General features: G+C 49.9%; 23 protein-coding genes. 5 read left to right on the top strand and 18 right to left on the bottom strand.

The genetic code is table 11. The features are described from left to right. Window positions 1–430: 430 nt before the first annotated feature. The 10 genes from ACWAU4_RS22295 to ACWAU4_RS22250 form a co-directional block, all read right to left on the bottom strand. Window positions 431–1,267: a replication protein RepA gene (locus tag ACWAU4_RS22295; RefSeq protein WP_068811996.1), complete on the bottom strand. Its 837-nt coding sequence runs from the start codon at window positions 1,265–1,267 to the stop codon at window positions 431–433. Next, a complete protein-coding gene (locus ACWAU4_RS22290) occupies window positions 1,267–1,488 on the bottom strand; it encodes a helix-turn-helix transcriptional regulator (protein ID WP_068811997.1) in 222 nt (73 codons plus the stop codon). The genes ACWAU4_RS22295 and ACWAU4_RS22290 overlap by 1 nt, the downstream gene beginning before the upstream one ends. A 115-nt stretch (window positions 1,489–1,603) precedes the next feature. Further along, a complete protein-coding gene (gene traN, locus ACWAU4_RS22285) occupies window positions 1,604–4,435 on the bottom strand; it encodes a conjugal transfer mating pair stabilization protein TraN (protein ID WP_172515171.1) in 2,832 nt (943 codons plus the stop codon). Between the two features lie 139 nt (window positions 4,436–4,574). Next, window positions 4,575–4,964 carry a FlhC family transcriptional regulator gene (locus ACWAU4_RS22280; protein WP_454290395.1) on the bottom strand — a complete coding sequence of 130 codons (390 nt, stop codon included), beginning with the start codon at window positions 4,962–4,964 and terminating at the stop codon, window positions 4,575–4,577. A gap of 116 nt (window positions 4,965–5,080) precedes the next feature. Then, window positions 5,081–6,213, bottom strand: a protein-coding gene (locus ACWAU4_RS22275; protein ID WP_454290394.1) for an IS3 family transposase whose coding sequence is annotated in 2 segments (ribosomal slippage) — window positions 5,081–5,958 and window positions 5,958–6,213 — 1,134 coding nt in all. Because the reading frame shifts where the segments join, the coding sequence is not laid out codon by codon here. Window positions 6,214–6,278: 65 nt separating this feature from the next. Beyond that, window positions 6,279–6,434 (bottom strand): hypothetical protein, encoded by a 156-nt coding sequence (locus tag ACWAU4_RS22270; RefSeq protein WP_454290393.1) that lies wholly within the window; start codon window positions 6,432–6,434, stop codon window positions 6,279–6,281. After that, on the bottom strand, window positions 6,431–7,054 hold the full coding sequence (locus tag ACWAU4_RS22265) for a flagellar transcriptional regulator FlhD (protein WP_068893789.1): 624 nt from the start codon (window positions 7,052–7,054) through the stop codon (window positions 6,431–6,433). Before ACWAU4_RS22265 ends, ACWAU4_RS22270 begins: the two co-directional genes overlap by 4 nt. 2 nt (window positions 7,055–7,056) lie before the next feature. Further along, entirely contained in the window at window positions 7,057–7,230 is a 174-nt protein-coding gene (locus ACWAU4_RS22260) for a hypothetical protein (RefSeq protein WP_172515170.1), read from the bottom strand. 508 nt (window positions 7,231–7,738) lie between these two features. Beyond that, the gene (locus ACWAU4_RS22255) at window positions 7,739–8,026 is read right to left on the bottom strand and encodes a hypothetical protein (RefSeq protein WP_076723587.1); all 288 of its coding nucleotides are present in this window, start codon (window positions 8,024–8,026) and stop codon (window positions 7,739–7,741) included. 11 nt (window positions 8,027–8,037) lie between these two features. Continuing rightward, window positions 8,038–11,451 (bottom strand): conjugal transfer protein TraG N-terminal domain-containing protein, encoded by a 3,414-nt coding sequence (locus tag ACWAU4_RS22250; protein WP_172515169.1) that lies wholly within the window; start codon window positions 11,449–11,451, stop codon window positions 8,038–8,040. A 213-nt stretch (window positions 11,452–11,664) separates the two neighbouring features. Here ACWAU4_RS22250 and ACWAU4_RS22245 point away from each other — a divergent pair, with 213 nt between their 5' ends. Then, complete coding sequence (locus ACWAU4_RS22245) at window positions 11,665–12,549, top strand: hypothetical protein (RefSeq protein ID WP_076723592.1); 885 nt, start codon at window positions 11,665–11,667, stop codon at window positions 12,547–12,549. A gap of 273 nt (window positions 12,550–12,822) precedes the next feature. On the opposite strand, the gene ACWAU4_RS22240 is transcribed toward ACWAU4_RS22245, so the two are convergent. From ACWAU4_RS22240 to ACWAU4_RS22205, 8 genes are all read right to left on the bottom strand, one after another. Beyond that, window positions 12,823–13,176 carry a hypothetical protein gene (locus ACWAU4_RS22240; protein ID WP_139339025.1) on the bottom strand — a complete coding sequence of 118 codons (354 nt, stop codon included), beginning with the start codon at window positions 13,174–13,176 and terminating at the stop codon, window positions 12,823–12,825. Window positions 13,177–13,283: 107 nt separating this feature from the next. Next, the gene (locus tag ACWAU4_RS22235; RefSeq protein ID WP_076723594.1) at window positions 13,284–13,475 is read right to left on the bottom strand and encodes a DUF7706 family protein; all 192 of its coding nucleotides are present in this window, start codon (window positions 13,473–13,475) and stop codon (window positions 13,284–13,286) included. Between the two features lie 54 nt (window positions 13,476–13,529). Then, window positions 13,530–13,796, bottom strand: a complete 267-nt coding sequence (locus tag ACWAU4_RS22230; RefSeq protein ID WP_172515167.1) for a hypothetical protein — start codon at window positions 13,794–13,796, stop codon at window positions 13,530–13,532. A gap of 1,170 nt (window positions 13,797–14,966) precedes the next feature. Continuing rightward, entirely contained in the window at window positions 14,967–15,752 is a 786-nt protein-coding gene (locus ACWAU4_RS22225; protein ID WP_454290392.1) for an integrase domain-containing protein, read from the bottom strand. Window positions 15,753–16,974: 1,222 nt separating this feature from the next. After that, a complete protein-coding gene (locus ACWAU4_RS22220; RefSeq protein ID WP_172515164.1) occupies window positions 16,975–19,611 on the bottom strand; it encodes an AAA family ATPase in 2,637 nt (878 codons plus the stop codon). A gap of 181 nt (window positions 19,612–19,792) precedes the next feature. Further along, the gene (locus ACWAU4_RS22215; protein ID WP_172515163.1) at window positions 19,793–20,875 is read right to left on the bottom strand and encodes a BsuBI/PstI family type II restriction endonuclease; all 1,083 of its coding nucleotides are present in this window, start codon (window positions 20,873–20,875) and stop codon (window positions 19,793–19,795) included. Next, the gene (locus tag ACWAU4_RS22210; protein WP_068811904.1) at window positions 20,835–22,664 is read right to left on the bottom strand and encodes an HsdM family class I SAM-dependent methyltransferase; all 1,830 of its coding nucleotides are present in this window, start codon (window positions 22,662–22,664) and stop codon (window positions 20,835–20,837) included. Before ACWAU4_RS22210 ends, ACWAU4_RS22215 begins: the two co-directional genes overlap by 41 nt. After that, window positions 22,661–23,245, bottom strand: a complete 585-nt coding sequence (locus tag ACWAU4_RS22205) for a recombinase family protein (RefSeq protein ID WP_068811905.1) — start codon at window positions 23,243–23,245, stop codon at window positions 22,661–22,663. The genes ACWAU4_RS22210 and ACWAU4_RS22205 overlap by 4 nt, the downstream gene beginning before the upstream one ends. 193 nt (window positions 23,246–23,438) lie before the next feature. Here ACWAU4_RS22205 and chrA point away from each other — a divergent pair, with 193 nt between their 5' ends. The 4 genes from chrA to ACWAU4_RS22185 all read left to right on the top strand — a co-directional run bounded on the left by chrA (window position 23,439) and on the right by ACWAU4_RS22185 (window position 26,543). Further along, complete coding sequence (gene chrA / locus ACWAU4_RS22200) at window positions 23,439–24,650, top strand: chromate efflux transporter (protein WP_339898990.1); 1,212 nt, start codon at window positions 23,439–23,441, stop codon at window positions 24,648–24,650. A 10-nt stretch (window positions 24,651–24,660) separates the two neighbouring features. Continuing rightward, window positions 24,661–24,966, top strand: a complete 306-nt coding sequence (locus tag ACWAU4_RS22195) for a PadR family transcriptional regulator (protein WP_339898991.1) — start codon at window positions 24,661–24,663, stop codon at window positions 24,964–24,966. Window positions 24,967–25,475: 509 nt separating this feature from the next. Further along, the gene (locus tag ACWAU4_RS22190) at window positions 25,476–25,556 is read left to right on the top strand and encodes a LuxR C-terminal-related transcriptional regulator (RefSeq protein WP_115390008.1); all 81 of its coding nucleotides are present in this window, start codon (window positions 25,476–25,478) and stop codon (window positions 25,554–25,556) included. Between the two features lie 486 nt (window positions 25,557–26,042). Further along, on the top strand, window positions 26,043–26,543 hold the full coding sequence (locus ACWAU4_RS22185; RefSeq protein ID WP_186265178.1) for a hypothetical protein: 501 nt from the start codon (window positions 26,043–26,045) through the stop codon (window positions 26,541–26,543). The last annotated feature ends 18 nt before the right edge of the window (window positions 26,544–26,561 follow it).

The raw sequence follows: 26,561 nt of genomic DNA, 5'->3' as shown, positions 1-26,561 counted from the left end.
ATTTCCCCTGTCACCAATAGTTGTAATTTATTATTTGTTTAAAACTACTTGAAAGAACTACTTGCAGACTGTCCAATGCAACGATTTTTCCTTTAGATTCATTGGTTTATTGTTAAAAAATCAATTATAGGCGTGGCGCTAGTGTCGTACAGGCGTGGCGCTAGTGACGTGACTGGCGTGGCGCTAGTGTCGTGGATAACTTGCCAAAACTCGCCGGAGCCCTTGATTTCACAGGCTTGGCTACTGCGTGGCGCTAGTGACGTGGATAACATTGGTTATAAACAGGGTTATCCACCATGGGAGCGAATTCGACTCAACCAGAATACCGCCCGTAGGGGCTGTAATTATCATAATTACCGTAATCGAAGTAGACGAGATAGGGCTTTGAATGAGGAGATGCGAACAAAGAAGGATTCGCCCCGAGGCTTTTTCACTTAGGGGCGATATGAGGGTTCGTCTTGGTAATTATCAGTTTATCGCTTTGAAAAAGCGTGCTGTTGAAAATCTCATGATGGAAAATAGACGCTAATATAGCGGCATTTTCCAGCTTTCGACGGAAGTCTCTCCGCTCCTTCGTTTCACTGCTGAACTGAAGCTTCAGGGCATCAAGCGGGATTTCAATCTGCCTTCTGCGCGACATCGAGTGGACTCGCCAATTCCACCAACAGTAGAAATCGATGGCGAGCGGGTTTTTAGTCAAAGCTTTGATCGCGTGGGCGGAAACTGGCACAGCATTGCTCAAAATGCTTTGGTAGAACTCTTCATCCAGGCTGATTGTTGATGACCAGCTTGAATTTTTGCCATGGCGCATTGAGATAAGCGCCTTACGGGATACAAGAATATTCTCAATTTCTACCCCGTTTCCAACCACTCTCTCTATCTGAAATGTAGAGCGAGCCAAACGATTGACCTGTTCGCGCAGTAGAGCTGCATATCGACCACTATTGCTTAGTCCAAGACTTTTCAGGAACTGGCTTTGGCTTGTATCAATCGCTAGCTCAGGACTCCTCTGTCGCTTGGCTTGTGTGGTTAACCATGCCAACAAAAGCCTTACCAGGCCCCCTGCGGGAACACGCTCGCTGGACAATACCGATACTTTGACATTGCCATTGGTGCGCTGAAAAAGGTTTTTATCAGTATTGGCCGCCGGTAATGGGCTAAGTTGGCAAAACAATTGCGGCATGAACCATGTTTCAGGGTTCAGCTCTTGATTTTCTGCCTGCTCAATAAGACTTTGATGGTAGGCAGTAAACGGCTTGCCTCCCATCAATCCACCTTCCGACGCTCAAGCCAATCCTCTACGTCGGCGCGCTTCCAGCGGACCGCTTTTGTGGTTACGGCAATGGGTTTTGGAAAATCAGCGTTCTTATCTGCCCGAATGCGGCTCAGCGTCGGATTGGAAATGCGTAAAAGTTGTTGGACATCACGTACCGTTAAAAGCACGTCTGACTCAACGCCAGCCCCTCGATCTTTCTTTTGGGATTTCATAAACAATAGCTCCTTCGATTTCTCTAGGAGCTATTTTCGGTTTAACTACCTTTGACCGAAGAACGCGCTTTTTACCATTTTGGGCGCATAAGGCAGTTTTTCAGTATTTTTATCGTTAGCTTCCCGGACCGCCCGGATTCACTTCTATTTTGTCCATTGCCTCCCGACGCTTTGCGTCCACGTCTATGTCATCAACGCGATCCATTGCACGCTGATCAGCAGGCAAACGGTCCCCATCAACATTGAAGACGCTGCCAGAACCTGTGAGGGCATCCATAGATAAATTGGCTCCACTGGGGAACTGACCGTTCTGCTGAAGAATAGCCAGCCACTCATCGAGATTTACCTCATCCCAATTGATTTGAGCGATTTGCTCAAAGGGAATACCTCCACAACTCGGATTCTTAGGAGTTCCGAAGTCCTGACCAAACTGAGGCCGAACCTGTTCCTGGATGATTCGAGACAGCGGTGAATTGAAGCAGCAGTACGCTTTACGCTTCTCGATACAGGCCCCAAGAACCTCTTCCTTACAGTAGGAGCCAACGTAGGTGCAGCTATCCGTTGCCCGCTTGGTGTTCATCTCCAGCTCTTCCTGCTCACAGGCGTAGACCATTTGAATTACGGCCACAGCGACCACGTACACCGTGTAGACCGTCATCGCCGCACCCAGCATAGAAGCGGCTTGGTTCGCCATTTCCGTCATTGCCTCCTCAGCCGCTCTATCTGCTGTAGCAGTGGCTGCCGCCTCGGTCGCGCCATCCTGGGCCAAATTACCCATCACGTCCTGCAACATACCTTTAGCCTGCTCCTTCAGCTTTTCTATGAGCTGGTTCTTCAGTTCCTCGATGGGCGACCATATCTCCTCAACAGCACCAGAGATGTTATCCATGTAATTTGTGAACGGCTGAGATACCTCCGTCCAAGCATTCATAACTGGATCACGAAGGGTTTGGTACGAGCTTTTGATGACGTTGGTGTCTTCAAGCGCCAATACCGCACCATCAAGCTTCGGAACCTGACGAATCATCATCAGGTAATCAGCCATGCTCACGTTAGAGGGTTTCTCACAGCAGTCCGACACTCCGCCGACTGCAATCTTGCATTCGCCAGCCTCGCCCCCGAACGCAGTACAGGTCACGTTCTCTTCACCGGTTGCGTTGCCATCGTCATCTTGGCCGGTGCAGCTCATATCCTGGGTCATGAACTGCGCCGCATTGAGCAAAGCCGAGGCTTTGGCAAAGTTCGCGGTCTGGTCGGTGGATTGTGTCGGGTCTAGGCAGTCGTCCCCCATGCAGCGGATAGCTCCACCACACTGGTATTCGGTTTTTTTCTCTATGGTGTCGATGTCCACACTACTCCCGCAGTCCCACGTCTCCTCTTTGACGTAACACACACCGGAGTTACCCTGAGCACCATCAACACACTCCGAGCTTATAAAGCCGCACTGCGGGTTTTCTTCGTACTGCTGGCACGTATTTAGATTCCCGCCTTCGTTGACCGGGCACTGCTCCTCACCGTTGACATCGGTGTAGCACTCCATATCCCCTTTGTAGAAATCGAAGTCCGCATCTACGGCGACTTTCTTGCAAAGGTTGGGGATACCAGGAATGGGAGAAGGCTTCAGGCTGTCCTCGCAGATTTTGATGCCATTCGTATAGGTGCAGCCTTCCGCGTCACGCGGGTCGTCCACGCAAGTCAGGCTCCCCTCTGCAAAACCATCCACCACGCCAGTCGCAGATTCGATGCAGCTATCTGGTGACCATTCATCTTTGATGATGGCTTTGGAGGGGTCGTACTTAATGCGGATCTTCCCGAAGCCTTCACCCTCGCCGGAGACGGATACGCGAATTTTGAAGCGAATCACCGAGTCTTCCGGCGCGTTTCGGAAGTAACTGGTCAGGTCGAGGTTAGGATTTTGGTCCCAGCTTGTACTCAGCTCACACTTACCGGCTGTCTCGGGAGGAAAATTGTTAGTGGGACCAGACCATACCTTTACTTCTTCGCCAGGCTCACCAATCCATATCTGCATGTAGTCATCCCACTTGGCACGTATCAACGTAGCCTGAGTAATGGCAGCAGGATTGACGACTTTGATTTCCGTGAATTCTTCGTAAATCGAGCAGCTACCACTCCAGTAGTTGTCTCCCACCTTACCAATCCACACGTCAGAACACCCACCGCCAGCACCATCGCATGGTGAAATGTTGTATGGACCGTCATGGTGCTTGACCACTGCCGCTTCATAGTCGTGAATGACCTCGCAGGTGGCGCTTTTGTCGGTCACACGGTCGCAGGTTTCGTACTCCGGGTTATGTACCGACATGGTGATTTCATCGAAGGTTGTTTCGGCGGAACAGTCACCAAAGCCCTCAGCGATCACATCAATGTTTTCGTATGTGGCGTTGGTGAGCCCCAACATCGGGTCGGAACTGAAATCCGGGCGACTTTGATTTGAGGAGTCCACCAGAACTTTATACGCCGCACCTGAGATAGAGGGGGTGTCGCTGTAGGCATCTTCCCAGAGGGAGTCCTTTGCCTCGCTACCGGTTTCGCCCATCCCCTCTTCCGAGTCATAGATCCCCTGGAGCTGGTCGACGTCAGGGGCTACGCCATCAGAGAAATATTCGTTCTGCACCGAGGCATTGGAAGGGTTGCTGCCTGGGTACAGGCTTTGAACGCTGAACTGAGTTCCCCCTTGGTATTGCAGGTTACCGTTTTCGTCCATGGTGGGGATGGTGATTTGCCCGTTCTGGACCTTGGCTGGAGTGTTTTTGGCTTCGTTACCAAGCTCCATACCCAGATTCTGGCCTTCGCGACCGAGCTGACTTAAAAAGTCCTGGCTATCAACTTCAGGTGACTCTTGAGCCACGCCGTGAAGGGGCATCAGAGTCGTGGTGACAGTTAAAAGGTAGGCAATGGCTCTCATCAAGCCTGGTGAATTTCGCATAATGACCTCTCCGAAAATCTTTTCGAGAGATCATATCGAGCATCCGGCGCTCCCAGCGGATGTGTAATTTACCGTTTTGGGCGCATAACGTTAAATTGGCCAAATTTTCTTTCACATGTGAAAGTTTTTCAAAGGTAGCTCAAGCTGGCTCAGCGAAGACTTCAACCGCTGGCATCGCCGCACCCTTCGCATTCTGAGGCTGAAAACAGTGCGGGCAGTGTATTCCCGTCGCCTGATTCACAGAGGTGAAAAATTCACACCCGCAGTCGCAGCAATGCTCAAACATCGCGTCCCCAGACCGCATCTCCGACGCTAAGCACCAGGCATCCGAAATTGTGAACATCTGAAATGCCTCCTTGCCCATCGGTGAGCTGACAGGGGCAATCTCCGCGATGGCTGCACGATACATCCGATATGCGCGATTCAGCGCCGCAATGCAGGTCGAGGATTCAACGGGCCTTCCACCTATCTGTCGATAAAACCCCATCAGAAGCGAAGCATGGAGTTTGGAAAGCTGATTCGTTACCAAAGAAGCACCACTTTTGATAGCGTTGGAAGCTCTGTTTTTGCTGACATCTGAGGTGGACCCAGTCAGTTGGACAACCTGATGGTGTCCCTAAGCTATGATCCGGTTGTTTCGCTGGCTCAGGCTGCCAGAGATATGGGTTGCCCGTAGTACACCTCATCGGGCGTTTGGTAATCAAGGGTTTGGTGGTACCGGGTCTGATTGTAATGCCGGAAGTACCGGTGGAGCGCCTGCTTCAAGTGTCGGCCATCCTCGAAGGCAGTGAGGTAGACGCACTCGTGTTTGACGCTGCGCCAGAGCCGTTCCACAAAGATGTTGTCATGGTAGCAGCCTTTGCCGTCCATGCTGATCCGGATGCCATGCTCTTTGAGAACGCTTGTGAAGGCCTCGCTGGTGAACTGGACGCCCTGATCGGTGTTGAAGATCTCCGGTGTTCCGTGGCGCTGTAGAGCCTCCTCCAGTGCATCGACGCAGAAGTCTGTGTCCATGGTGTTGGAGACTCGCCAGGACAACACCTTGCGGCTGTACCAGTCGATGATGGCAACCAGATACATGAAGCCCCGGGCCAGCGGGATATATGAAATATCTGTTGCCCACACTTGGTTGGGGCGGTCGATTTTCAGCCCTGTGAGCAGGTACGGGTACACCTTGTGCCCATCGCCCGGAATGCTGGTTCTGGGGCGCGGATACACCGCCTGAATGCCCATGGTGCGCATCAGCCGCTGCACCCGCTTCCGGTTGACCCGATAGCCCTGGTGCTGCAAGTGGACCCGCATCTTGCGAGAGCCATAGTACGGCGTTTCCAGGTGCTGTTGATCAATCAGGTACATCAGATCCAGATCCTCCTGACACTGCTCACGAGGGACGTAGTACACCGATGAGCGGCTCAGCTTGAGCAGCTCACACTGGCGCGAAAGACTGACTTGGGGATGACCACGCTCGATCATCGCCAACCGCTGTTGACGGCTTACTGATCGAGCTTGCGCGACAAAAAATCGCGTTCCACCGTCAGTCGGCCAATCTCTCGGTAAAGTTCGTCTGTGCTGGGCTCATCGGATTGCTTGCCGGCCTTCTTCTTGCCTTCGAAGAGGCCCGGGGCATTCTCCAGCAGTTCGCGCTTCCAGGTGCTGACCATGGTGGGGTGGATCTGGAAACGGGCAGCAATTTCGGATGTGGTCTGGTCGCCCTTGAGGGCAGCCAGGGCGACTTTGGACTTGAATGATGCGCTGTATTGCTTGCGTTTCTTGCTCATGATTCTCCTCCTTGTGGAGATGATGAATCAGAGCTTAGGCACCTGTCCAAAATTTGGGGTCCACTTCAATCCATCCCATCGTCTTCCAGATCTCGGTAAATCCTGCGCACCTGTTTATCGGTCAACCCAGTTTCCAGAATGATTATGCGGGTTACATAACCCATTAACGCCATCTCACGTGCATGAACCCACAGGTGCAACGGATTGTTACGGGTATTCATACGTTACCTCCTACCGACAGGCACTGCTGATACTTGATGAAGAACCCCTGTCTGCGTTTCCGAAGGTCTGCTGAAGGCAACAGGCCCTCGACAACCTGTGGGTCAAATCTTAGGGTGCAGGCTGTACAGATCTCCGTCACCAACTGACGGATTTGATTGTCAGTGGCCTCGGCCACAGCCTTCGCCAGTGACTGGCTGACACCAAATGCGGTTGCGGCCATTGGAGCGTCTCGGCGGGCCAAGTTTCTAAGTGTCAGCCAGTACGTCACGTCAAACTCTCGCTCCACACCCTCCATTCCTGCGAAACCAGGTGGAATAGCACGTTCGTATTCAGCGGACAGGAAATCACATACGTCCGGTTCCGGCGTGTGTAACTGAAAGCTTAAAACTACGCCTGAACTCAACTTGGACAATTCGTGAGATGGCGTGACAGCTAAGGCCACAACCGTACTTTGTGGTAGTGAAAACTGTTCTCTGGCCACGCTCGGAGCATGGCGGCAGAGAGTTGCCAGCAGGTTCCAAAGGGTGAGATCCAACTCAAACACATTTTTGTCTGGGCGCTGCTCAGTAATCTGAGCAGCCTGGTTATCCAGATCGGACATTGAAAGTAGAGGTGACATTGTTACGCCTCCTCTGCGAATCGCTTCTTGTAAGATTTTGGCAGATACAGAGTAAGTGCAACCCCACCGGCAACAGACAGCGCAAAATAGGCTAAATCACCTGAAGTCAGCAACTGTCCAATAACAAAGTAGATGAACCCTACAAGCACAAACCAAAGACATTTTTCAGCAAACATAACTACTCCTCAATCAAAGCAAAGCATTGCAAAACATATCAATATAAATAACACGAGATCCGGGATATGCAAGGGGTTTTACTGTGTTTTTTTACAGTATCATTTTATGGTTCTATGAACAGAATATTGAGCGACTTGCATTTATAGAGATCAGGGGTAGGATTTAAATTAGGGTAATTTTCATCGGAAAATAGGCTATGAAACTATTAATCTTCGTCCTTTCAACTTTGTTCGTTAGTTACAAACTTGCTGGCATCGGCGGCTTGATATTATCGCTCGTTCCGCTCGCGTTAATTTTGAGCTTTACTGTTAGCAAAAGGAACGCACAATCAGGTTGCAACGTACATTCATCACAGCAGGACCGCTCGTCAGTTTGGGATGACAGCCAAATAGACAGGATTCCGTTCACATCGCCAGATGGTTCAGGATCGCAATTTGAAAAATGGGACGGTCAACCTTGGACAGGCCAATAGAAGAGAGCTGGATGAAACCAGCTCTCTAAGGTAAGTTATCGAGTTAACAAAATTTCAATCCCCTTTCCCGGTAATCGCCTAGTGTCATATCTCCGCCCGATTGGCAACCGAACGCTTAGAGCTGCAATCTTCATTTCGAACGCCCTTACACCTGCTTTCTTCGCCAGCTTTTCAAGCAGAGCATTAGTCAGAATGATCGAGCGCATATTTTCTCTATGAGCGTATATTCGCATCCTCATCTTCTCCCCGCAGGGTGCCATGAATTCGCCCGCTTCCGCGTGTCTAATAATCTTATCAATCACTGCCACAGCTTCTCTTTTCATGAAACGCTCCTTTACTCTCCATTCTGTACAGCCATATAGCGGCTTACTGGCATCAGATAACCCCCGGCCTGCTCGCGCCCGGCACCCGCAGAAGCCTCAATAATGTCTGCTGCTTTGTTTGCCAGATCGGCGTCACCGCCGAACTCACTTTGAAGTTGCTGCCTGTATTCAGCTTCACGCCCGTCGCTTTCGCCCAATAACGACGAAGCAAACAATTGAGCCCCTGCTTGAGATTGGAGACCGTGTTCATGAATCGCTGTCTGAACAGCCAACTCGCGGAACTCATCACCGTACTGCTCAACAAAACGCTGTGCGTGCTCCGCACCTTCCTCTGATGCACTGGCAAACGCTGCCGCAAAGAACATCCCACGCTCCCTAATGGACATGTCTTTAGCAGCTTCCGACAAATCACTTTCTCCAGTAATCCACTCTTTGGCCGCTGTGTATCCGCTGACCCCGGCACCGATAATCGAACGCCCCAGGTCTGCGGCTCCAGTCGCGATATGACCCGCTACGCCGTACTCATCCTGGATGTACTGATCGCCACGGTTTGAATCAGCGATAAACTGGTCGCGTTCTTGGGGAGTCATGGCCGCGAGGTGCTCCATCGAACCTGCAAAATCATCCGAGAAACCGCCTGCTCCAGCACTAACCCCACCAACTACTTGATCGAAGAATCGGCCAATACCCTCGGTAGTAGAGAAGATACTCGCCGAGGTAGATGGCTCGACTTCAGACGCCATAATTTGACTTCTCAGAGCACCGAGCCGCTCTCCCCGGTAGTCGTCTCTGTTTTCAGAGTCTGCCGCTTCTACGTTGCTTAGGTTTTGGTTATGACGCTGAAGCACTGCGCTCTCCCCAGGCACGCCTGCCCTTGCCTGATTTCTTTGTTCGTTCGACATGCTCTGAGGTTCTTGAAGTTCTCGCGCACCTATACCATGCGTTATCGCTGGAGAGCTTTCCAAAAGATCTTGCTGTGCATTGGAATCTTTCACGGTTGTCGCGCTGCCCGTAGCACTTGCGATGGTTTCGGCAGCAATAGCCTGTTCCGATGCTTTACCAGAGTTAAGAAGCGCATAGAGCTGACCGCCTGCGGTTGCTCTTGCTGAATCCATTCCCAACGCTTCATAAAACTGGGATTTCTCAGCCGCAAGTTGGCGTGTTTCGGGTGAAGCCATCCGCATCCCATCTCTTAGCTGTGAATGAGCTTCAGGACTGCTGGTTACTGCCTCCGCCAGGGCCCTCATATCCATTGCACTCGTCGTTCCAATGCTCGATTGAGCGCTGGCGAGACGCTGATAAGTATTTTGTGCTGTTATGGCTTGGGTCGCGGATTCAGAAAACTGCTCACGCTGCTCCTCTCCAAGAGAGTTCGTAAAGCGCTGACCACTCTGCGTATTGACCTGACGAGCTATATCCCTAGTCAAAGCTGCTGAATCGCTGTCAGTGAAACCAACATTCTTGGCAAGCCGGTCCATATCGCCTGTAAGCTGCTGACGTTGATCGGTGGAGGTAGAAGTTGCAGAACCAGAAATTCCTCCTTTGACATCGACTGGTGCTGCCTTCGCTATTGCCATTCCAGCAGGGCCAGCCAACAGGGCTCCCGCAACCTGCCCGGCATCCACATTCGCACTGGCTTGCATACCAATCGCCCCAGCAATGGCATCTGTATGGCTCTCATTCAAACCATATTGTCGAGCGTAATCCTGAGCTTGGCCGTAAATCGCCTGTGCCTGTGAAGAGTCAGATGCACGAAGGGATTGCCCAAGCCCTTGTAAACGAGCGTAGCTTTGCTCAGCAGAGGCCCCAGAGAAAACCGAATTAGAAAGCTGGGATGCAAATGACTGTGTTGCCTGGGCTGACGATGCCTGGGAGGAACTAACCGCACTACTGAGCATGTTCCCGACATTAACTTTGTCTACCATGCTCTCGGAACCGGTAAGTTGAAGCCCTCGGAAGTCATCAAATTGAGATTTCGGCATCATGTCCAACGCCGCTGAGGGCTTAATGGCGTCGGGAGTAGAAATTTTCTCGTTGATATGGTCACCGCCATTCAAACGGCCTGCGAGAGAAGTCATTGCGTAAGTGGAGCCGGTTACAACGAACAGAGTAATCACTGGAGTGGCCGCAGCCAACATGCCTCCCGTTGCAAGCCAATTAGATGTTATCTGGTATGCCTCGCTTATCCCGTGGAAAGTGGAAAACGGGTCGTTCTCTAGGGCACTCAACGCACCTGTAGCGGACATATGAATATAGAGGTTAATAATTGACAACACCGGCATCCAGAGCTGAATCCATGCGAGTGTCACCAAATACTTTCCCACCAAACCGATACCGAACCGGCCCATCAACATAAAGAATGCAGCCAGAGGTGTTACGGCATAAACGAAACCCTCGAAAAACGTCATCATCGGGCGAACGATGGTCATAAACATTGATTGTTCAGCAGCCCATTGAGTATTCCTTTGCTGGATAGCTTGGTTCAGCATAATTGCCGACGAGAAATCCCGCATATCCTGGTACTTTCCTTGGGCAGCATCTTCATATATCGGCTTAAGCACGGTTGTTAGTATGTAGTCCTGAGCATTAGATCCCGTCATACCAAGACTCGCTAATGCATCATAAAGACGATTTGACACACCGACTCCAGCAACATCACCACTAGCGTCTCTCATACCCCGCTCGATGGCTTCATGAACCAAATAGTTGCCTTTAACTTCATTAAGTGCGTTGCTAATCGCAACAAACCCATCAGAACAGGTGTAATCCTGGGGAGAGCCACCAAGGTAAAGCCGAGTTCCATATAAGTCTGATTCAAAGCGAAGTGCCTGCATTGCAGGGGCGGTAAATAAGTCTTGGATTGACGCTTGATGCAAATCAATTTTCGTTAGCGTGCATTCTCGTATGTAGTTGTGAATTGAAAGCTCGACGTTTACACCCTCTCCACCAACAGCGTTATCCATTGCTTTAAATACAACCGGGTTAACGGCAGCATCTTGAAGCTGATTTATCAAGTGAAGGGAGTCAGCAAATCGATTCTGTGTCGAACCCGGCGAAATAAATGAATACCCCTGCTCAAACAGGCTTGTAACTGAGTACCCAACATTTGAGACAACCGAACCAACCGCTGCTGGCCCCACTGGGACATTATCAACGACCCGAACTTCGCCGGAGTATGCATCTTCAATAAGGACAGTCGTGGATGGTCCAAATGCCATAGCATAGAAAATCCATGCCACCAAAATAGTGCCAATCTGTATTTCCTTGGCTCCATTCATAATCGATTGGAAAAAAACTATTAGTACACCGATAAGCAGCCCTACCGATGCCATTTGTGTGAAATCGCCGGTTCCGGTGATCATGGAAACGGCTATCAAAACCTGCTCCAAGAATGCCGAATCACCGACAGAGTGTATGGTCCACATTGGGGAATCTCCTGTTAAAAACTCCCCCTCATACTAAATACACCTATCACTAGAGCACGCACGTGTTCTTGCCCATTTTGGGCGCAAAGCCAAATTTAGGGTAAGTTTGTACCGTCAGTACAAACCATTGTTTTTTATGGATTAACCAAAGTTTTTGGGTTGCGTTTTCTTAAAGTCGTGAGACACTTTTTAAAGATAACGGAGGATAAACCCATGAAACGATACATCGAGATTGCAGCTTCTGCTGCTGTAGTTCTGTCACTGGCAGGTTGTGCAACCACCGGTTCATCCGACCCCGCAACCTATGAACCGGCTAAATCCCGTGCGTACAACCTCGCTCAGGCCGGGGGTATCACTGAAGCGCGGGATACGGAGAGAAAGCACCTTTCAGAAAACGAGCTTTACAAGGTCGCTTCCAATGCCGACATCCTCATGTGGGATCGAGGAGCAAATTGGAGCGGGGGAGAAGCACTGGGAGCTAGCCTCTTGTTTGCAGCCCTGGAGCCAACGTCGAACTTCGCGAAAGACTCTTTGTTCGGCTGGATGCCTTCCAGCATGGCGACAGATGCCGCGCAGGCCCGTGCGAAGATGTCAGAAGTGACTACCTCCGCAATGAAAAAGGCACTCGGTAGCCTTGGCTATACGTATGAAGCCACGCTAGAGAACTACGACCAAAAAGCAGTGTTTGGGGGCGGAAGCGCTTTTCTGTTCAGTCAGATAACTATTATCGACCAGGATAAGGGATGCCCAGCACCAGATTCTGTCGATCACTACTCAAAGACATGCTATGTCTCCTCTCAGATCATAGAGCCAAGTCAAGGCTTTGAACCTGCGTTCCTGGGAGGTAGTCAGGCCTGGTCGTTCAAAACTGACGGCGTGAAGGCCTCATCTGTGAAACTGAATTTCCCGGAAGGGGTGACCGTGGACAGAGTGTCCATCATCGGCGCAATCAGCGAGAATCTGCCCGATTGGGCCTACATGTTTACCCCTCAAACCGATGACACTCCTCCCATGGTCGTAAACAAGGGGAAACCCTTGTACTTTGTGGAACCGATTAGTAACGATGGTAAGAATTCGGCCAACACACAAAGCGACTGATTGGAACGATGACCTTCAGAAACTTTCACATGTGAAAGTTTCTGAAGGCATCCGATAGCAAGAAAGCGAGGTTTGCAGTCATGGCAAGAACACTAGATCAGCTCCTAGAGCAGGAGAAGCCCGAAGTTGTGGCCGAGGCCAAACGAAAGGCATCAGAAATTCTCGCCACTTTGGATCAACAATCTACAAAAGAACGGGAACGTGAAGACAATTCCGTAAACGCCCCTCCTCAGAAATAGCAAAGGGCCAGACAAGCTGGCCCTTTGTTGGTGTTTAACTACAACCTTCATCTTCAATAACAATATACCGCTCGGGATCATCATAAATCTTGATCGCTTGGTAATACGTCATTGAAGTGAGATCGGCATATACGCTCGGCTCAAGTTCTGAAGCAGGCGGCCTCTGATCGTAGACATCAATTTCGAACACTCGTATTTTGTCAATACATAGCTCCACACGGAACGCCCGATCTTTTGATTTCCAATAGTAGTACCCAGACACCTCACCAAACAAAAATGGACTGTAAAGGGCAACTGGGTCTTTACCATGGACATGGATAAAGTCTTCACTTTCCGGTATTGGGAAAGGGTCTACTCCACCATTGCGATAAAAAATCTCTGAAATCATAATTACTTTCTCCTTACGATAGGTTGTTAAATAATACCAATCTAAGTGGCTCTATAAAGAAGCCGAAATTGCCCAATAAGAGCAATTTCGACCGTTTCATAGAGTGTTTACCGTGGTGCATATCCCGATTCAGCAAGACCCTTCTGCAACGCAGATAAAGCCTCTCTCATCAAATACGCCTCGTCATCGTCAACAGCATTAATCCTCACTTCTTGCCAACCAACTCGCTTTACAAGCTGCGCTAAAGCCAAAGCCTGCGCATCGGACAGCTCAGTAAGGACGGATACTGTATTATCCATAAGGACCTCCTATGGGAAGGAGGGAAGCCCCCAAGGGCTTCCCCAGGGGCTTCATTAATTCACCGCACCGTAGTGAGATTTCGCGTAAGCAAGATCGAGCGTAAAGGTAATCTCAATCCGGTCCACGACGAGATCGAATTTACGGGCGTGTTCCAGCAGATTAGACCGGAACACTGATTCGGCGTCGTCATGCGACGTTGCGTTAACCGTCTCAGCGACCAGCTCACCTTTTGCGTTGTCGTAACAGACGTCGGTGTAGTACACACGTCCGCACACATCGAACTGGTGATTCTCTGGTTGATTTTGAATTTTTCCCAGCATGTCTTTTCTCCAAGAGTAAAAAGCCGGGACTTCGCCCTACCGGGCTTAATACCCGGCTGGGTGGTTTAATACTTACCGAGGACCGGCAAGTGATTTGTTGCAGTGGAGCGCAGGTCGAATGACCTCACCATCAATGATGCGGCCAGTGATAAATCCGACAGGGGGATTCTGCTCTGATTGCTCCGGTTCAATAACGTCTCCATAAATTGGCGACGAGGTTTGACTGACGACCCGTACGGGCCGCGCTTTGAACATTGATCGAACGATGACGTTAAGAGTGCGGGCTACCAGTGAGGCACCAAACGCAATAACGCCAACCGTGACAATCATGACCAAAACGAATGTGGAAAAGTACATATAGAGCTCCAAACAATAGTTGATTGAAAGGGGCTCATCCGTGACCGGGAAGCCCCGGTTACGGGTTTAAATGATTTATCGGGAACGCGAAAACCAATCTGAAACTGGCTCAAACTTGTCGCCCGACTTCATTATCTCGATGAAGTCATCCTCGTTGTCACATCGGGCCAAACCGAAATAGCTTTTCGTAAATCGGCCATCAAGGCACCGAAGGACCGTGAAGTGGAGATTTCCTTTTGACTCACAGTGAGCCATGACAATCCCTCTGCGTTGATACACATGGGAATCATTCAAAGGAAGCACCAAGCCGTTGACTTCGAGTTTTTTCATCTTGCACCTCAAATAGTTTTGAGGGGTCTCCCAGTACAGGGATACCCCTGTCTGGGATGATGGTTAAACTTGCTGTTTGTTTGAGGAGGCCAGCTACCTCTCTATTTCCGGCGGTTCCGGAAATTGAAGATAGGTTATCGGACAATGGCCGTGAGGCACGAAGCTACTTTTTCCCTTTTTGGGCGCAAAGAGGTTTTTTGTCTACTTGGGCCTGGGAGGTTCGCCTGGTCTGCCTAACAGCTCCCATAGAAGTCTGAAGGCATAGAAATGATCCCGTAGGGTTGTACTGCTCAGATGGCTCTGCCGCGCATAGTACCTGTGGATATGTGCTCTACCCACCTGATTAGGCTGGCTTACGCCTTGCTCATGGGCCGCAATATCTGACAGTGCAGCAATCAGCCGTTTCACCATCGCCCGTCTGGCTGTCTTGCCACCATGGCGAACATACACATGTGCTCGCTCTCTTACCCATTTTTCCATCGCTTACCCCAAATATGAGTTTGTTACGTCAATACGACCGTGTCCCAGCTCCCGCGCTATCTCAGCACGGATCTCCTGATCCAGTGTCTTGGCCTGGGCGACCGAGATCCCCAGTTCCTTGGACAGGTATTCATGATGAGCCCGACCGTGGGCCACACCAGCGCGGATAGGGCTATCGGCCCCCATAAGGACCCTGTAGCGCTCCTGAGCATAGTGGTGGCGCTCACCATGAAAGTTCACCGGCTGACGACCAATCTCCCGATATGCCTCTTGTCGAAATTCTCTGTATGTCTGGTTGCCTGGGATCATACTGCGGCCATCCTGGATGGCCGCAGCTCTCTGAAGAGCGGTTATCTGAGCATTAGAGGTAATCGGCACCATACGCTGGCGACCACCTTTGGTTCCGTCCTTGATGGCAACAACCCCTTCTTTCTCTGCCTGTTTCAGCGCCCGAGTCGCATCAAGCTTGGCCGACTCCTCGAATCGCAGGCCAAAGTTGCGCTGCACCTCCAGCAGCGCTCCCAGCCGTTCTGAGACAGCCCCTATAGCTGCCTGGTGGGCCGCTTCCGAAACGCTCCGGTCGCTCGATGCGATCCCTGAACGCTTGGGAAGCCCGCCCTCAGCGACAGGCGCTACTCTGACTTGTCGGTCGCCACGAGCAATCTCCATCACCCGGTTTACTGCCGACAGGTAGTTCTGGGCAGTGGAAGGAGAAATCTCACCACGCTCAAACCTATCGTTCAGATGGGCCGCGTAGGCCACCAGATGGGCCTTCTCGATGTCCCGCATGTCCTTTATGCCCTGTTCTGTCTTGATCCAGGATGAAAAAACGCTCCAACGGTCATGGATCGTTGCAATTGAAGCAAAGCTTCTCATCCCCTCTTTGAGCGCGTTGAGGCCCGCCCGCGTCATATCACGGCTCTTAAGGCCATAGTTTCTGGCATCCGGATTGGATCGTTCTGAGCGCATAGTGCTATTCCTTCTTGTTCTGGTTCTGGCCTGCCCGAAAATCATTGGTAAGTGATAAACGCGATTTTTTTAATCAGCTTCGCGTGCTGAGGCCAAATCAGGGTTCTTGCCCTGGCAAAGGGTGGATAAACCGAGCACCCACGGTCATTTACATACGATCAACACTGCTATGGAGCGGGCTGCTCTCGCCACTGGCTGGTCTGTTCCGTTGGAACAAACTGCCAGCAGCTCCGGCTGGTGATGTCGCTTTTCTTGGAAAGTTAGCGCGTAGCGCTCGCCGCCTTGCGCGGCTGTGTTCGCGCACATTCGTGCGCGGGGCGAAAGCCTTGAGCCATTGAGGCACAAGGCTTTCGGCGGGGTTTGCTACCCCGTCTCTGTTTTCGCCGTTGGCGACAGAGACGGGGAGGGGCATGGTGCAAGCTCGGCATACGCCAGGCTCACATGGTTGAGGCAGAGGTGGTCCTCTGGAATTTGGCTGCTCATGATCGAGTGCCAGTTACGCCACAAATTCAAGAGAACAGCAGCGAGGAGGGGCATTTGCCAACTGCAAGCAGCGGCAACGATGACGATCTAGCGTCAGGGATTCACGAATGGGGATGAAATTCATCAGGGGTTCCTCCGAAGGGTTACAGACGGAGGAATGCCCACGGGGGACAGTCCCCCAGAGGGTTGGTTAGATAAAGGCAAGCGCCTTGTTTACATAAATGCTGTTTTAGGCCAGCTACCATTTACGTCATTAATATTAATAGGTTTTTTGGCTCGGTCAAGCCCCAAAAGAAGGTCTCGTAAAAGGCTGTTATGAGACCCATATCCCGTCATTCCTACATTACCCACCGTTCAAACGGTGCTTGAGTCTCACAAAGTCGCTTTTCGAGACCCGAATTTCAGCCTCTCACCAAATATAGAGAAGAGACGGATTAAAGGGTCTCGAAAAGTAGCTTTTGGAGCAAATAGACAGGGATCCTCCCCGCCAAAGGTATGGCAGGGCACGATTACGAGCTGGGTTCAGGTGGGTATTCAAAAAGACAGTGACATATCACTATCAAAGTTGGTCTTGGCGACCTCTGATATTTTGAGCCCAGCTCTCAAGAGCGGCGATTTCGTTCTCAATTTGGTCTGGTGACGGTAATCGAGGATTTAGTTCGCCGGGTTGGCTATGCAGCAGTTGAGAACATCGACCATAAGCATCACGCATGTCATGGCAATCTTGTTCTTGAAGAACAGTGAGACGGATTAACCCATCTGTCTGTACCTTTTTCGCCAGGCGCTTGATAACCGGCGAAACTACGTCTTCGACGGCGCGTTCCCAAGCCTCACGCAATTGTTCGGAGAATGAACGGACTTCCCGTCGCCAGTTTGCCTGGTCCCCCCGATCATGATGAATCCTTACGTTACCCAAATGACGCCGCATCTGGGTAACAACTTTATCGATAGGTAAGACATTGGCAGGTGGTTCTGTATTACAGAACCCGGCAGCATTAGCTCCACGACTCACCACTCGATATGCAATTGGTACGGCAGCATGATCTCTGGTCTCTCGGCAGGCTTCCTCCAGTAGTACCAAAAAGGCAATATCATGCGTGAAAACTACCACTTGGCGGTTCAGGCTCTCTATGGCGAGTCTTTCAGCAACCCTGTCTCGGTGAATGTGGTCAAGAGATGAGACGGGATCATCAAAGACGATTCCCGACGGTGTATCCAGGGTGGACAGTTCACTCAGGAACGCCGCCAAAGCAACACACCGGTGCTCGCCCTCACTCAATATTTTTCCAACAGGCTCATCAGGGTTGCTCATCATGCGAACATGGAACAAAGGAATGCCAGCAGAAGAGCGAGCATGCTTCAGTTCAACAGCATGTTGCTCAGCTATACCCAATCGAGCTACCTCCTGTGCAAAACGCGCACGAAGCCTGTCCGTAACGAGTCGTTTAGCGATCTCGGTGCTGAAAGTAGTAATTTTGTTGGTAGCGGTGGTTTTCTGCACCTTTTTGAGGCCGCTGACAGCTTTCAATCGTTTAATCTGTTCCAACACATCGGCTTTCACTGTGCCGAGCCATTGACGAGCAGCCAGCTCACTATGTTCAGCCACCAAAGCCTTTCTCTCAGGAGACTCTTTCTCGGCCACAAATCCAGCAGCCCGTTTCTCCAGGCCTTCAGAATGTGCAGCCATCTCCGCGTCTGGGACTTCCGCCTGAGTTGCCTTGATGGCAACGCCTTTCAGGCCAACCGTCTTAAGAACCGAGCGTAGCCTCCAGGAGTTCTGAACGGCGCATCGCTTTACAGTATTTGCCAGCTCTTCATCGCCTAGATTGTCCCTAATTAAGGAAGCTATTGCCTGAACGTCCTGCATAGAAATGTAAGTTGCCTCCAAAGCTGACCGAGCGGCCTGGTAGGCTTTTCGAGCTTCGTCTTCACGCTTTTTACTTTCATCCAGGACAAAGGCTTCAAACTTATTGAGTCGCTCTGATGCTTCAGGGCCTAGCTCTTGATGACAGAGAACACAACGGGCCTCTTCATCGGTGACAGGAAACTTCTTGTCAGGATACGCTCCCTGATTGGAGTATGTGCGAGCAGCTTCCCACAAAGAGCGCCACACATCCGAGCCAACCTGGGGAAGGGGCTCATCAGAAAACAAATCCGCAGAAACAAGAGCTGCCGCAGCCCGTGATCTCTCATAGGTTTCATACAACTGCTTAATATTGGTGACGTTCTCGTCACTAACAGCCTTGGCAAGCTTTTTGAGACGGTCCCTTGCTTTGTCGATCTGCGTTTTTTGTCCTTGAAGCTGCCGAGCAACCCGGACAGGATCATTTGCAAGATCGGCGGCAAGGGTTTTTAAGCGGGCTTCTTCCAATTCCGATAGTCCCGCTAAACCCTCTACAGTTGCATCTGCCGTTTTGCTGGACAAGCCAGATAGAAGTTTTCCGACTTCTGTATCTGGTGCGCAGTCAGGACTATTTAGGATGGCCGGTGTTTGTCTCTCAATAACTCGGATCTCATCATCCAACTTACTCTTCAGTGTTTTACACGTTTCGGCCAGTGATGCCATTACGCGCAACGGTAAGGGGGTATAAGCTAAATCATTAGTAGCATCGACATGTACTGCGGCAGTGTTGCTGTCAAACACGCTGATGGCCGTAAGCCTGGGATCTGCGGTCGTTCCCTGACGCCAGGTTACCGACTGATTTTGTCCGCCGACTCGAAAGCTGACCTCCGCCTGGGGAATGCCACGCTCAGCGGCATATACATTCGGAAGAACTGTGTCATCCTTTGGCAGTCGAGCCCGGCAGGCCTGCTTCAAAACACGAGCATAGCCAGACTTACCGGCTCCATTGTCACCATAAATAACAGTTAACCCCGATTTTTGAAAAGTCAGGGTCTCACCGGATTGAAGAGCATTAACATGTTGTAGATTGTGAAGTTTTGAGAGGGAAACTTCTAAATTTGAGGCGGAGGGGTCTCGGACATGCTCGGCAGTAATTGGACGGCCTTCTTGCTCGCCTTTGCATATCCCCAACAGACTATCTAAATCTTCTTGACTGAGCCGTTCTTTGTCGCACAAACGACGTAGAGCATCTCTTTGCCACATAGGGCAGCTATTTGCCCAAGTGACAATCTCAGAAAGTGCCTGCGCTTCAGAGCTAGGTTGTGTCTGAGGTTCTACGTCCGATGTACTCATTATTGTCTCCTTACATTTCAGTGGCTACGACGAAAGCGTTTTTCTGCCCACCGCTCAAGTCGATCTGCATTCATATATAAGATGCCACACAGAGACAATACAAAACCTATGAACCCTAGAGCTGTATACACAGTTATTGATAGATCAATCATATATCCCCCTAAATACTAATATGGTTTATTCAGATTAAAGAAAACTCGGACAATATGTGAGACTCGCCATCCTTGAGCTCAATAATGTTGCTAGGTTCTGAACAAAACCAAGCATATGTTCCCCATGCTAGCTCTGACATCGCTTTTTTGAATGCTGGTGCGGAGCGATCTTGGAAGGCAGTAACAAATGCTAAATGCTCAGGGCTAAACCCCGCTTCCACCGCGATCTCAGTTAATTTCTTTTTACGGACAGAGTTTACTGGGCCATCAGAGGCTACGATCTCAATGAAAACGAAAAGCATATCGCTGCCATCTGTCTTGGTCCCCAAATCAACCAATATGACATCCGGTAGTGTCTTTGATGGGTCGATCTTCAGTTTCAACCTACTGGCGAGATCAATTCCAACTTTTTCACCGGATTGTGATAACCACAAGACAGCGGGATTCTTGAGGAACTTAGGCGCAAAATCCTCGATAACGCACTTTCCAATAACACCAGAAGGCCCTGACTCAAGGGTTACCACACCAGCGTTGGGTAACGTGGCTGTGATGGTATCGGAGTTGGCCGCAGCCGCGTTCGCTCCCAACAATCTTATCCGGCTGAGTGCCGCCGGATTGAGGTGTGCTTTCTGCCAGGCAAGAATCGCATCCTCCAACTGCTGGCCGACTAAGCTCTCATCAAAAAGAGCCGCAAATTTTTGAGTCATCGCATATTTTGGTAGCGGCGTAGTGACTGGCAAACCAGCTCTCTCCAAAACCGCCCCCAAAGCGATGAACCCATACCGTATAGTCTCATCTCTGACGGGCTCTCGTGAGTTCGGAGCGTACCAAGTGTTAGCTGGCCGCTCCTTCTTGCTGGAGAGGGCCTGTTCGACCCAAGCGTTGCGCTCTTCATCCGACAGTAGCACCGCCTGCTCATCCGACATGTCAGTAACTTGGCTCGGACGAATCCAGCGCTCCTGGCCGTCAATCGCTCCCGCATAGAACATTACATAAAGCGTGCGGGCCGCCATTTCGCGGGTAACGTAGTTGCGATTTTCTGTCCCATCTGGGAATATCTGTGGCAATCGCTCAGCGATTACCTCCAGTTTTGGTACTTTCGGCCAGCTCAACTTTGTTCTCTCCATACAGTTTGGCTACACATTTCTCAATCGTGAGTCTATCAGAACCGGCCAAAATGATCTTCTGCAGCTTTGTCAAGCCTTCAATCGTAGGTAGAGGAACCGACATCAGCTCATAGGCAGAGACCGCAACACTACCGCTTATACAGCGATATATGCGGTCGAAGACCTCTGAGTTGAGGAGAGCGTTAATCGTTTCGACAGTCACCTCTCTGATCAGACCGTCGGAGTAAACAATATTCAAATGATTCTCAACTACAACGCCGTTGTTTCGGTCGATAAAGTCTTGGGGGATGACTGCGCCCAAAACCCGACGACTCTGTTCTTTTGATGTAGTCCTCTGGACTAAAACACATGACTCCCGTGTAATAAGGTGTTGTTGGTTGTTTTTCACCTCGATATAGGGGACATGATTCCGTTTCACTGCTGAGAATTTAAATCCTTGAGCTGTAACTGACTCGGCCCATATCAACGGTAACGAATCTTTCGTCTTTTCTGATTTGAGCTGAGTTTTATGCCGGTTCCAAACCAACTTTCCAGTAGATACAACATATCCAAGGTCAGGAAGCCGTGTTTGCATCTTTTTAATACGGTTAAGTAAAGCTGCGTCTTTTGACACCCTGGGGATTAGCCAAGGCCCATCGCCCTTAACAATACCCACTTTACCGATATGCTCTACTTTGGCTTCATTAAGCCCTTGCGGGACGAGAAGTGATACTTTAGAGGGGCTACGTCGCGCTCCCTTCTTAAAGGTCGTCAGCAATGTTTCCTGAAGCACATCATCAAATACTCCTTCTCGGTTAGAGATGAAGTCGAAAGCTCGTGGGGCTGCTTCAGTAAGTAGCAATTCTCGTAGCGCCTTGAAATACTGACCGCCCAGAAATGATGTTGGCGTTAGGTAGGCGATGACTCCATCTTTCTTAGCAGTTCTCAATGCAAGATCGGTAAACAAGCCATAAAGATTGGCGTGACCGAACAATGAACGTGCGTACTTATCTCTTAATGTTGCATCAAGCGTAACTTTCCCATATGGAGGATTGCCAATTACCAAATCAAATTTTGTCGATGACTCATATGCGAGTGCGTCACCAACAGTTATTACCTCCTTTGGTAACCTCTTCCGCGCCTTAATGCACAAATCAATGAGTACCGATTCAAGAAGAACATGAGTCATCCAGGCGGCAAAGGGATCTATCTCTACCCCTTTCAGTCGCTTACCTATCTGCCGAATCTTCCACTCTGCTGATGTGTTTTTCGATTTTTCAAGCATTCTTGTTGCTACAGGTGCTAAGAATGCCCCTCCACCACAGGCCGGGTCTATTATGGACGCTTTACTGAAGTCAACCCCAGCATCTTCGGATAAATCAAGTAGACGGGAAACTAAAGGAGGCGGCGTATAGTAAGCTCCCAGCTTTGAGCGGAAAGCCACTGGTAACATCGCTGTATAGATTGAGCCAATCAAAAATCCCGCATCAATATCGGGAAACTGAGCGATTACTCGCCCTGTACTTTTTGCAACGTCTTCAGCGTCTGACGCAACATCAGCGAGAAATGTATCACGGGGAACCGGAAAAATTTTAAGCTTAGAGCCGTGGCGCGAATTAACCTCATTCCAATATGAAGTCACCAGAACGGCACAATATGATCGAGCTACAGCCAGACGATGCTCATCATCTGAGATAGAGCTGGCATACCCCCGTGCCATGCTTTTACATGCGTCATACCTGACAAGAGGCTCTTCCGATTCGCTTAAAATATCCTGAAAGTGATACGCATTCATGCCTTCGTACCCTCGCGGTCAGGTTTAACTACCCCGACCCTGTTGTAAATAGTAGTTCTTGAGACTCCAAATCGCTTGGCAATATCAGAGACGGGTATATTTGGATCCTTGAGTAAAGCTTTAATCTCGCGAATGTCTTTCTGTTTCAGCTTTGGTTTACGTCCACCAAGTCGGCCACGCGCCCGCGCAGCCTTCAATCCAGCTCGTGTTCTCTCGCTGATTAGGTTTCTCTCAAATTCAGCAAGTGCAGCAAATACGTGAAAAACCAGCTTTCCAGAGGCACTTGTCGTTTCAATCTTTTCTTGAAGACTCTCAAATCCGATTTTCTGTTCTTCCAGGGTCGTCACGAGTTTGACCAAATCACCCAAGCTTCGTCCCAGACGGTCCAGCCTCCAAACCACCAACGTGTCGCCTGAACGCAGAGCTTTCAGGCAAGCCTCAAGCTCCGGCCTTTCAGTGTTCTTCCCACTGGCTTTGTCTTCATAGATGACCTGGCAGCCCGCTTTCTCCAAAGCATCCCTTTGGAGGTGCAGGTTTTGATCATCCGTTGAAACGCGGGCATAGCCAATACGTTGATTCATGTACAATTAATTTACATAGAAAAATATACGAGTATTTTAACAGATTGCACACCGAGAATCCATGCGAAATGGCACCTTCTCAAGGTGTTCACAAAACGGTGGTTTTTTGGACATAAACAATAACGGGTTTACTTAATTATCGAACTTCGATATCGTATTTCGACTATTTAGATTGTCAGAGCGAGACACAGTTATGAACATACCCGACACGACTACCGGCGATCGCAGCCCTTGGGTTATCTTCTTAATTTTCCTCAGGTTGGGCTTGACTTCTTTCGGTGGTCCAATTGCCCACTTGGGCTATTTCCGTGATGAATTCGTTACGCGGCGACGTTGGTTGACCGAGCTTAGCTATGCTGATCTAGTTGCTCTCTGTCAATTTCTGCCTGGACCGGCGAGCAGCCAGGTCGGTATCGCCCTCGGGCTATCTCGCTCCGGCTATGCCGGAGCGCTGGCCGCATGGTCAGGCTTCACGCTTCCTTCAGCGATTGCCCTAATCCTGTTTGCTCTAGGCATCAGTAGTTACGGTGATGTGATGCCATCTGGTGTGCTTCATGGGTTGAAGGTGGTAGCCGTAGCCGTAGTCGCACAAGCCGTATGGGGTATGGCCCGCAACCTCTGTCCAGACGCCCCGCGCATCACAATCATGTCTGCGGCAACATGTTTTGTGCTTTTGGTGCCATCGGCTTGGGGTCAGATTGGAGTCATCGTAATGGCAGCAATCTTTGGTCTGTTGTTTTTCAAACCTCAGAATGAAGCTGTACATGACTCCTTGCCAATTGCCATCCGGCGTCGAGTAGGAGTGTTTTGGCTGATGCTTTTCTTTGCGTTGCTGATGGGCTTGCCCTTGTTATCAGTTATATTTCCTAATCAGACTCTATCAATGGTGGATGCCTTTTATCGTGCTGGCTCGCTGGTCTTTGGTGGTGGGCATGTCGTACTGCCGTTATTGCAAGCCGAGGTAGTTCCATCCGGCTGGGTTTCCAATGACGCTTTTCTAGCAGGATATGGTGCTGCGCAGGCAGTACCTGGTCCTCTGTTTACCTTTTCGGCGTTTCTTGGAGCTTCTATGAACGAAGCTCCATCCGGCTGGTTAGGTGGCTTGATCTGCCTTCTAGCGATCTTCACGCCGTCCTTCTTACTGATAATGGGAGCTTTGCCATTCTGGGAACGCCTACGTGGCAATACTCAAATGCGAGCGGCGCTGTGTGGCGTGAATGCAGCTGTGGTTGGCCTTCTGCTAGCCGCCCTTTATAAACCTGTATGGATAAGTGCGGTTAACGCGCCTCAAGACTTTGGCTTGGCCCTGATCGCACTGGTTGCCTTAATGTTTTGGAAGCTGCCACCCTGGCTAGTAGTCGTAGGGAGCGGCGTCGTAGGTGGCTTTTTGGCTACGTTTTTATGAGGTTCGGAAAATGACCGATAAAGATCTTTACGGTGGACTGATTCGTTTACATATTCTGCATCACGCAGCCGAAGAGCCCATCTTTGGGCTTGGCATCATCGAAGAGCTGCGCGGTCATGGTTATGAGATCAGCGCGGGGACTCTTTATCCGATGTTGCATAGGCTAGAGAAAAAGGGCTATCTCACCTCTCACCATGAACGCACAGGCAGCCGTGACCGGCGGTTATATGAAATCACCGAACAGGGTCGTGTTGCGCTTACTGACGCCAAAGCGAAGGTGAAGGAGCTCTTTGGAGAGTTGATTGAAGGACGTTAGATATAAGCTTGGTTACTGAACAAAGAACATTACCGTAGAAGAACCATAAAATTATTGGTTGCCATGAAGTATCATGAGTAACATGGAAATCAATGGGTTACATGAGTAAAGCTGGTAAATATTGATCCGCATTTACTCCGCAAAACTATTAAGTTATTGATTTACAGTATCTTTTCACATTCTGTATCGGGAAGTAAAGTGGGCAAATAACGGAAAACAACAGCAAACGATAGCAGATAACCCACTGATTTTATTAGTTCGTCATTTTCCGTTTGTTGCCAAATCTAGTCCCCAGTTGGGCCCCATGACATGCTACTCGCACTGATTGGGGCCCAAGTGGAGTCTATCACAACGCCCCCAAACACCTACCCAGCGCCAACACAATAAAGAACATATGCTTCTCGCCGAAACCATTAAGAGTAAACGACTGGTTGAGTGGCAATCTCAGAAGCATATATTTGAGAATCGAACCAAGCGTTCAGCTAGCTTCATTGATTACTTTCACCTAAATCGCCAAACTGAAAATTTCACCGAACACAGTGAAAATACATCTCCTACATATTTACCAAAAAATAACCTTAAATAATTGATTAATCTGATGTCATCATACTAATGAATTAATCCTTCAGGGTGTTATGCCTAAGTAATATTTATTCTCAGGGGCAATTGAGTCATCGAAGGATTGATCTAATAATAACCGCTAAATGACTATCAATTGCTTCAAGGGGTTGAAGCTATATACCACGAAAATTTTACGTTCACGGTATGACTTGGTATATCGAAATTGTTGCTCTAATTGCCATTGCAGCCAAATCAACAAACCCTGAGGCAGAGCACTGCCGAGGCCGGTGGCTTGAACGATTACAACAAGACTGCTTTAAAGGCCAGTGCTCGTAAGTAACCAGCACAAGTAAAGATAAAGGCCATAGTTATAAACGGCCTATTCCTGTTTAGGGATAAATAACTTAGTTCTTCAGGGAGGTAAAATGTCATTTCACTTGATGCCATCGATTTCAAATTCAGCTTGCGCCAGCGTTACACTCTGTATGTTCCTTATAGGAACTCCTTCCATTTTGATGGCAAACGAGAGTGGCGAACCAGCGCAATTGCTGATGGACAGGTTCCCCAAGCCCCATGAGATAGAGTTTGCGCGCCAAGGTGTGGCAGAGGCCAATATAGACAAGCCTTGGGAAACAGCTTGCCCCTATCGAGAGCTAACAGGCACTGCCGAGGTTGAGGACGAGTTTTTCTTTCGCTGCCAACGTTGGGACGACTGCGTGTCTGCGGGTGGTTCGGCCAGCATCTACAGCGAGGCGTTCTTCCAGAATCATCAACGACAACCTAAAGATCAGGTACCTTGGGAGTCTTACAGGGATGGCAGCATATTTCTTCTCGAGCCATCCGATTTCGAGAGGGTCACAGGTCACTTGAGACAGTATGCCCTGAAATCTGCAGAGGAAAATTGGCGCTTGTTTGAGGGGCTGGATGCTGCCGCGGCAAGTGACTTGGTGGAGAAGAAATTCTGGCAATGGTGCTCTGCCGAACCTTTGACTTTGTGGAAGGCAGAATACCAGTAGCAGGCGTACCCACACCCA

Source organism: Shewanella sp. FeAMO, from assembly GCF_053653955.1.
Note: the sequence above shows the minus strand (reverse complement) of the source record. Positions and strands in the feature narration are given on the sequence as shown.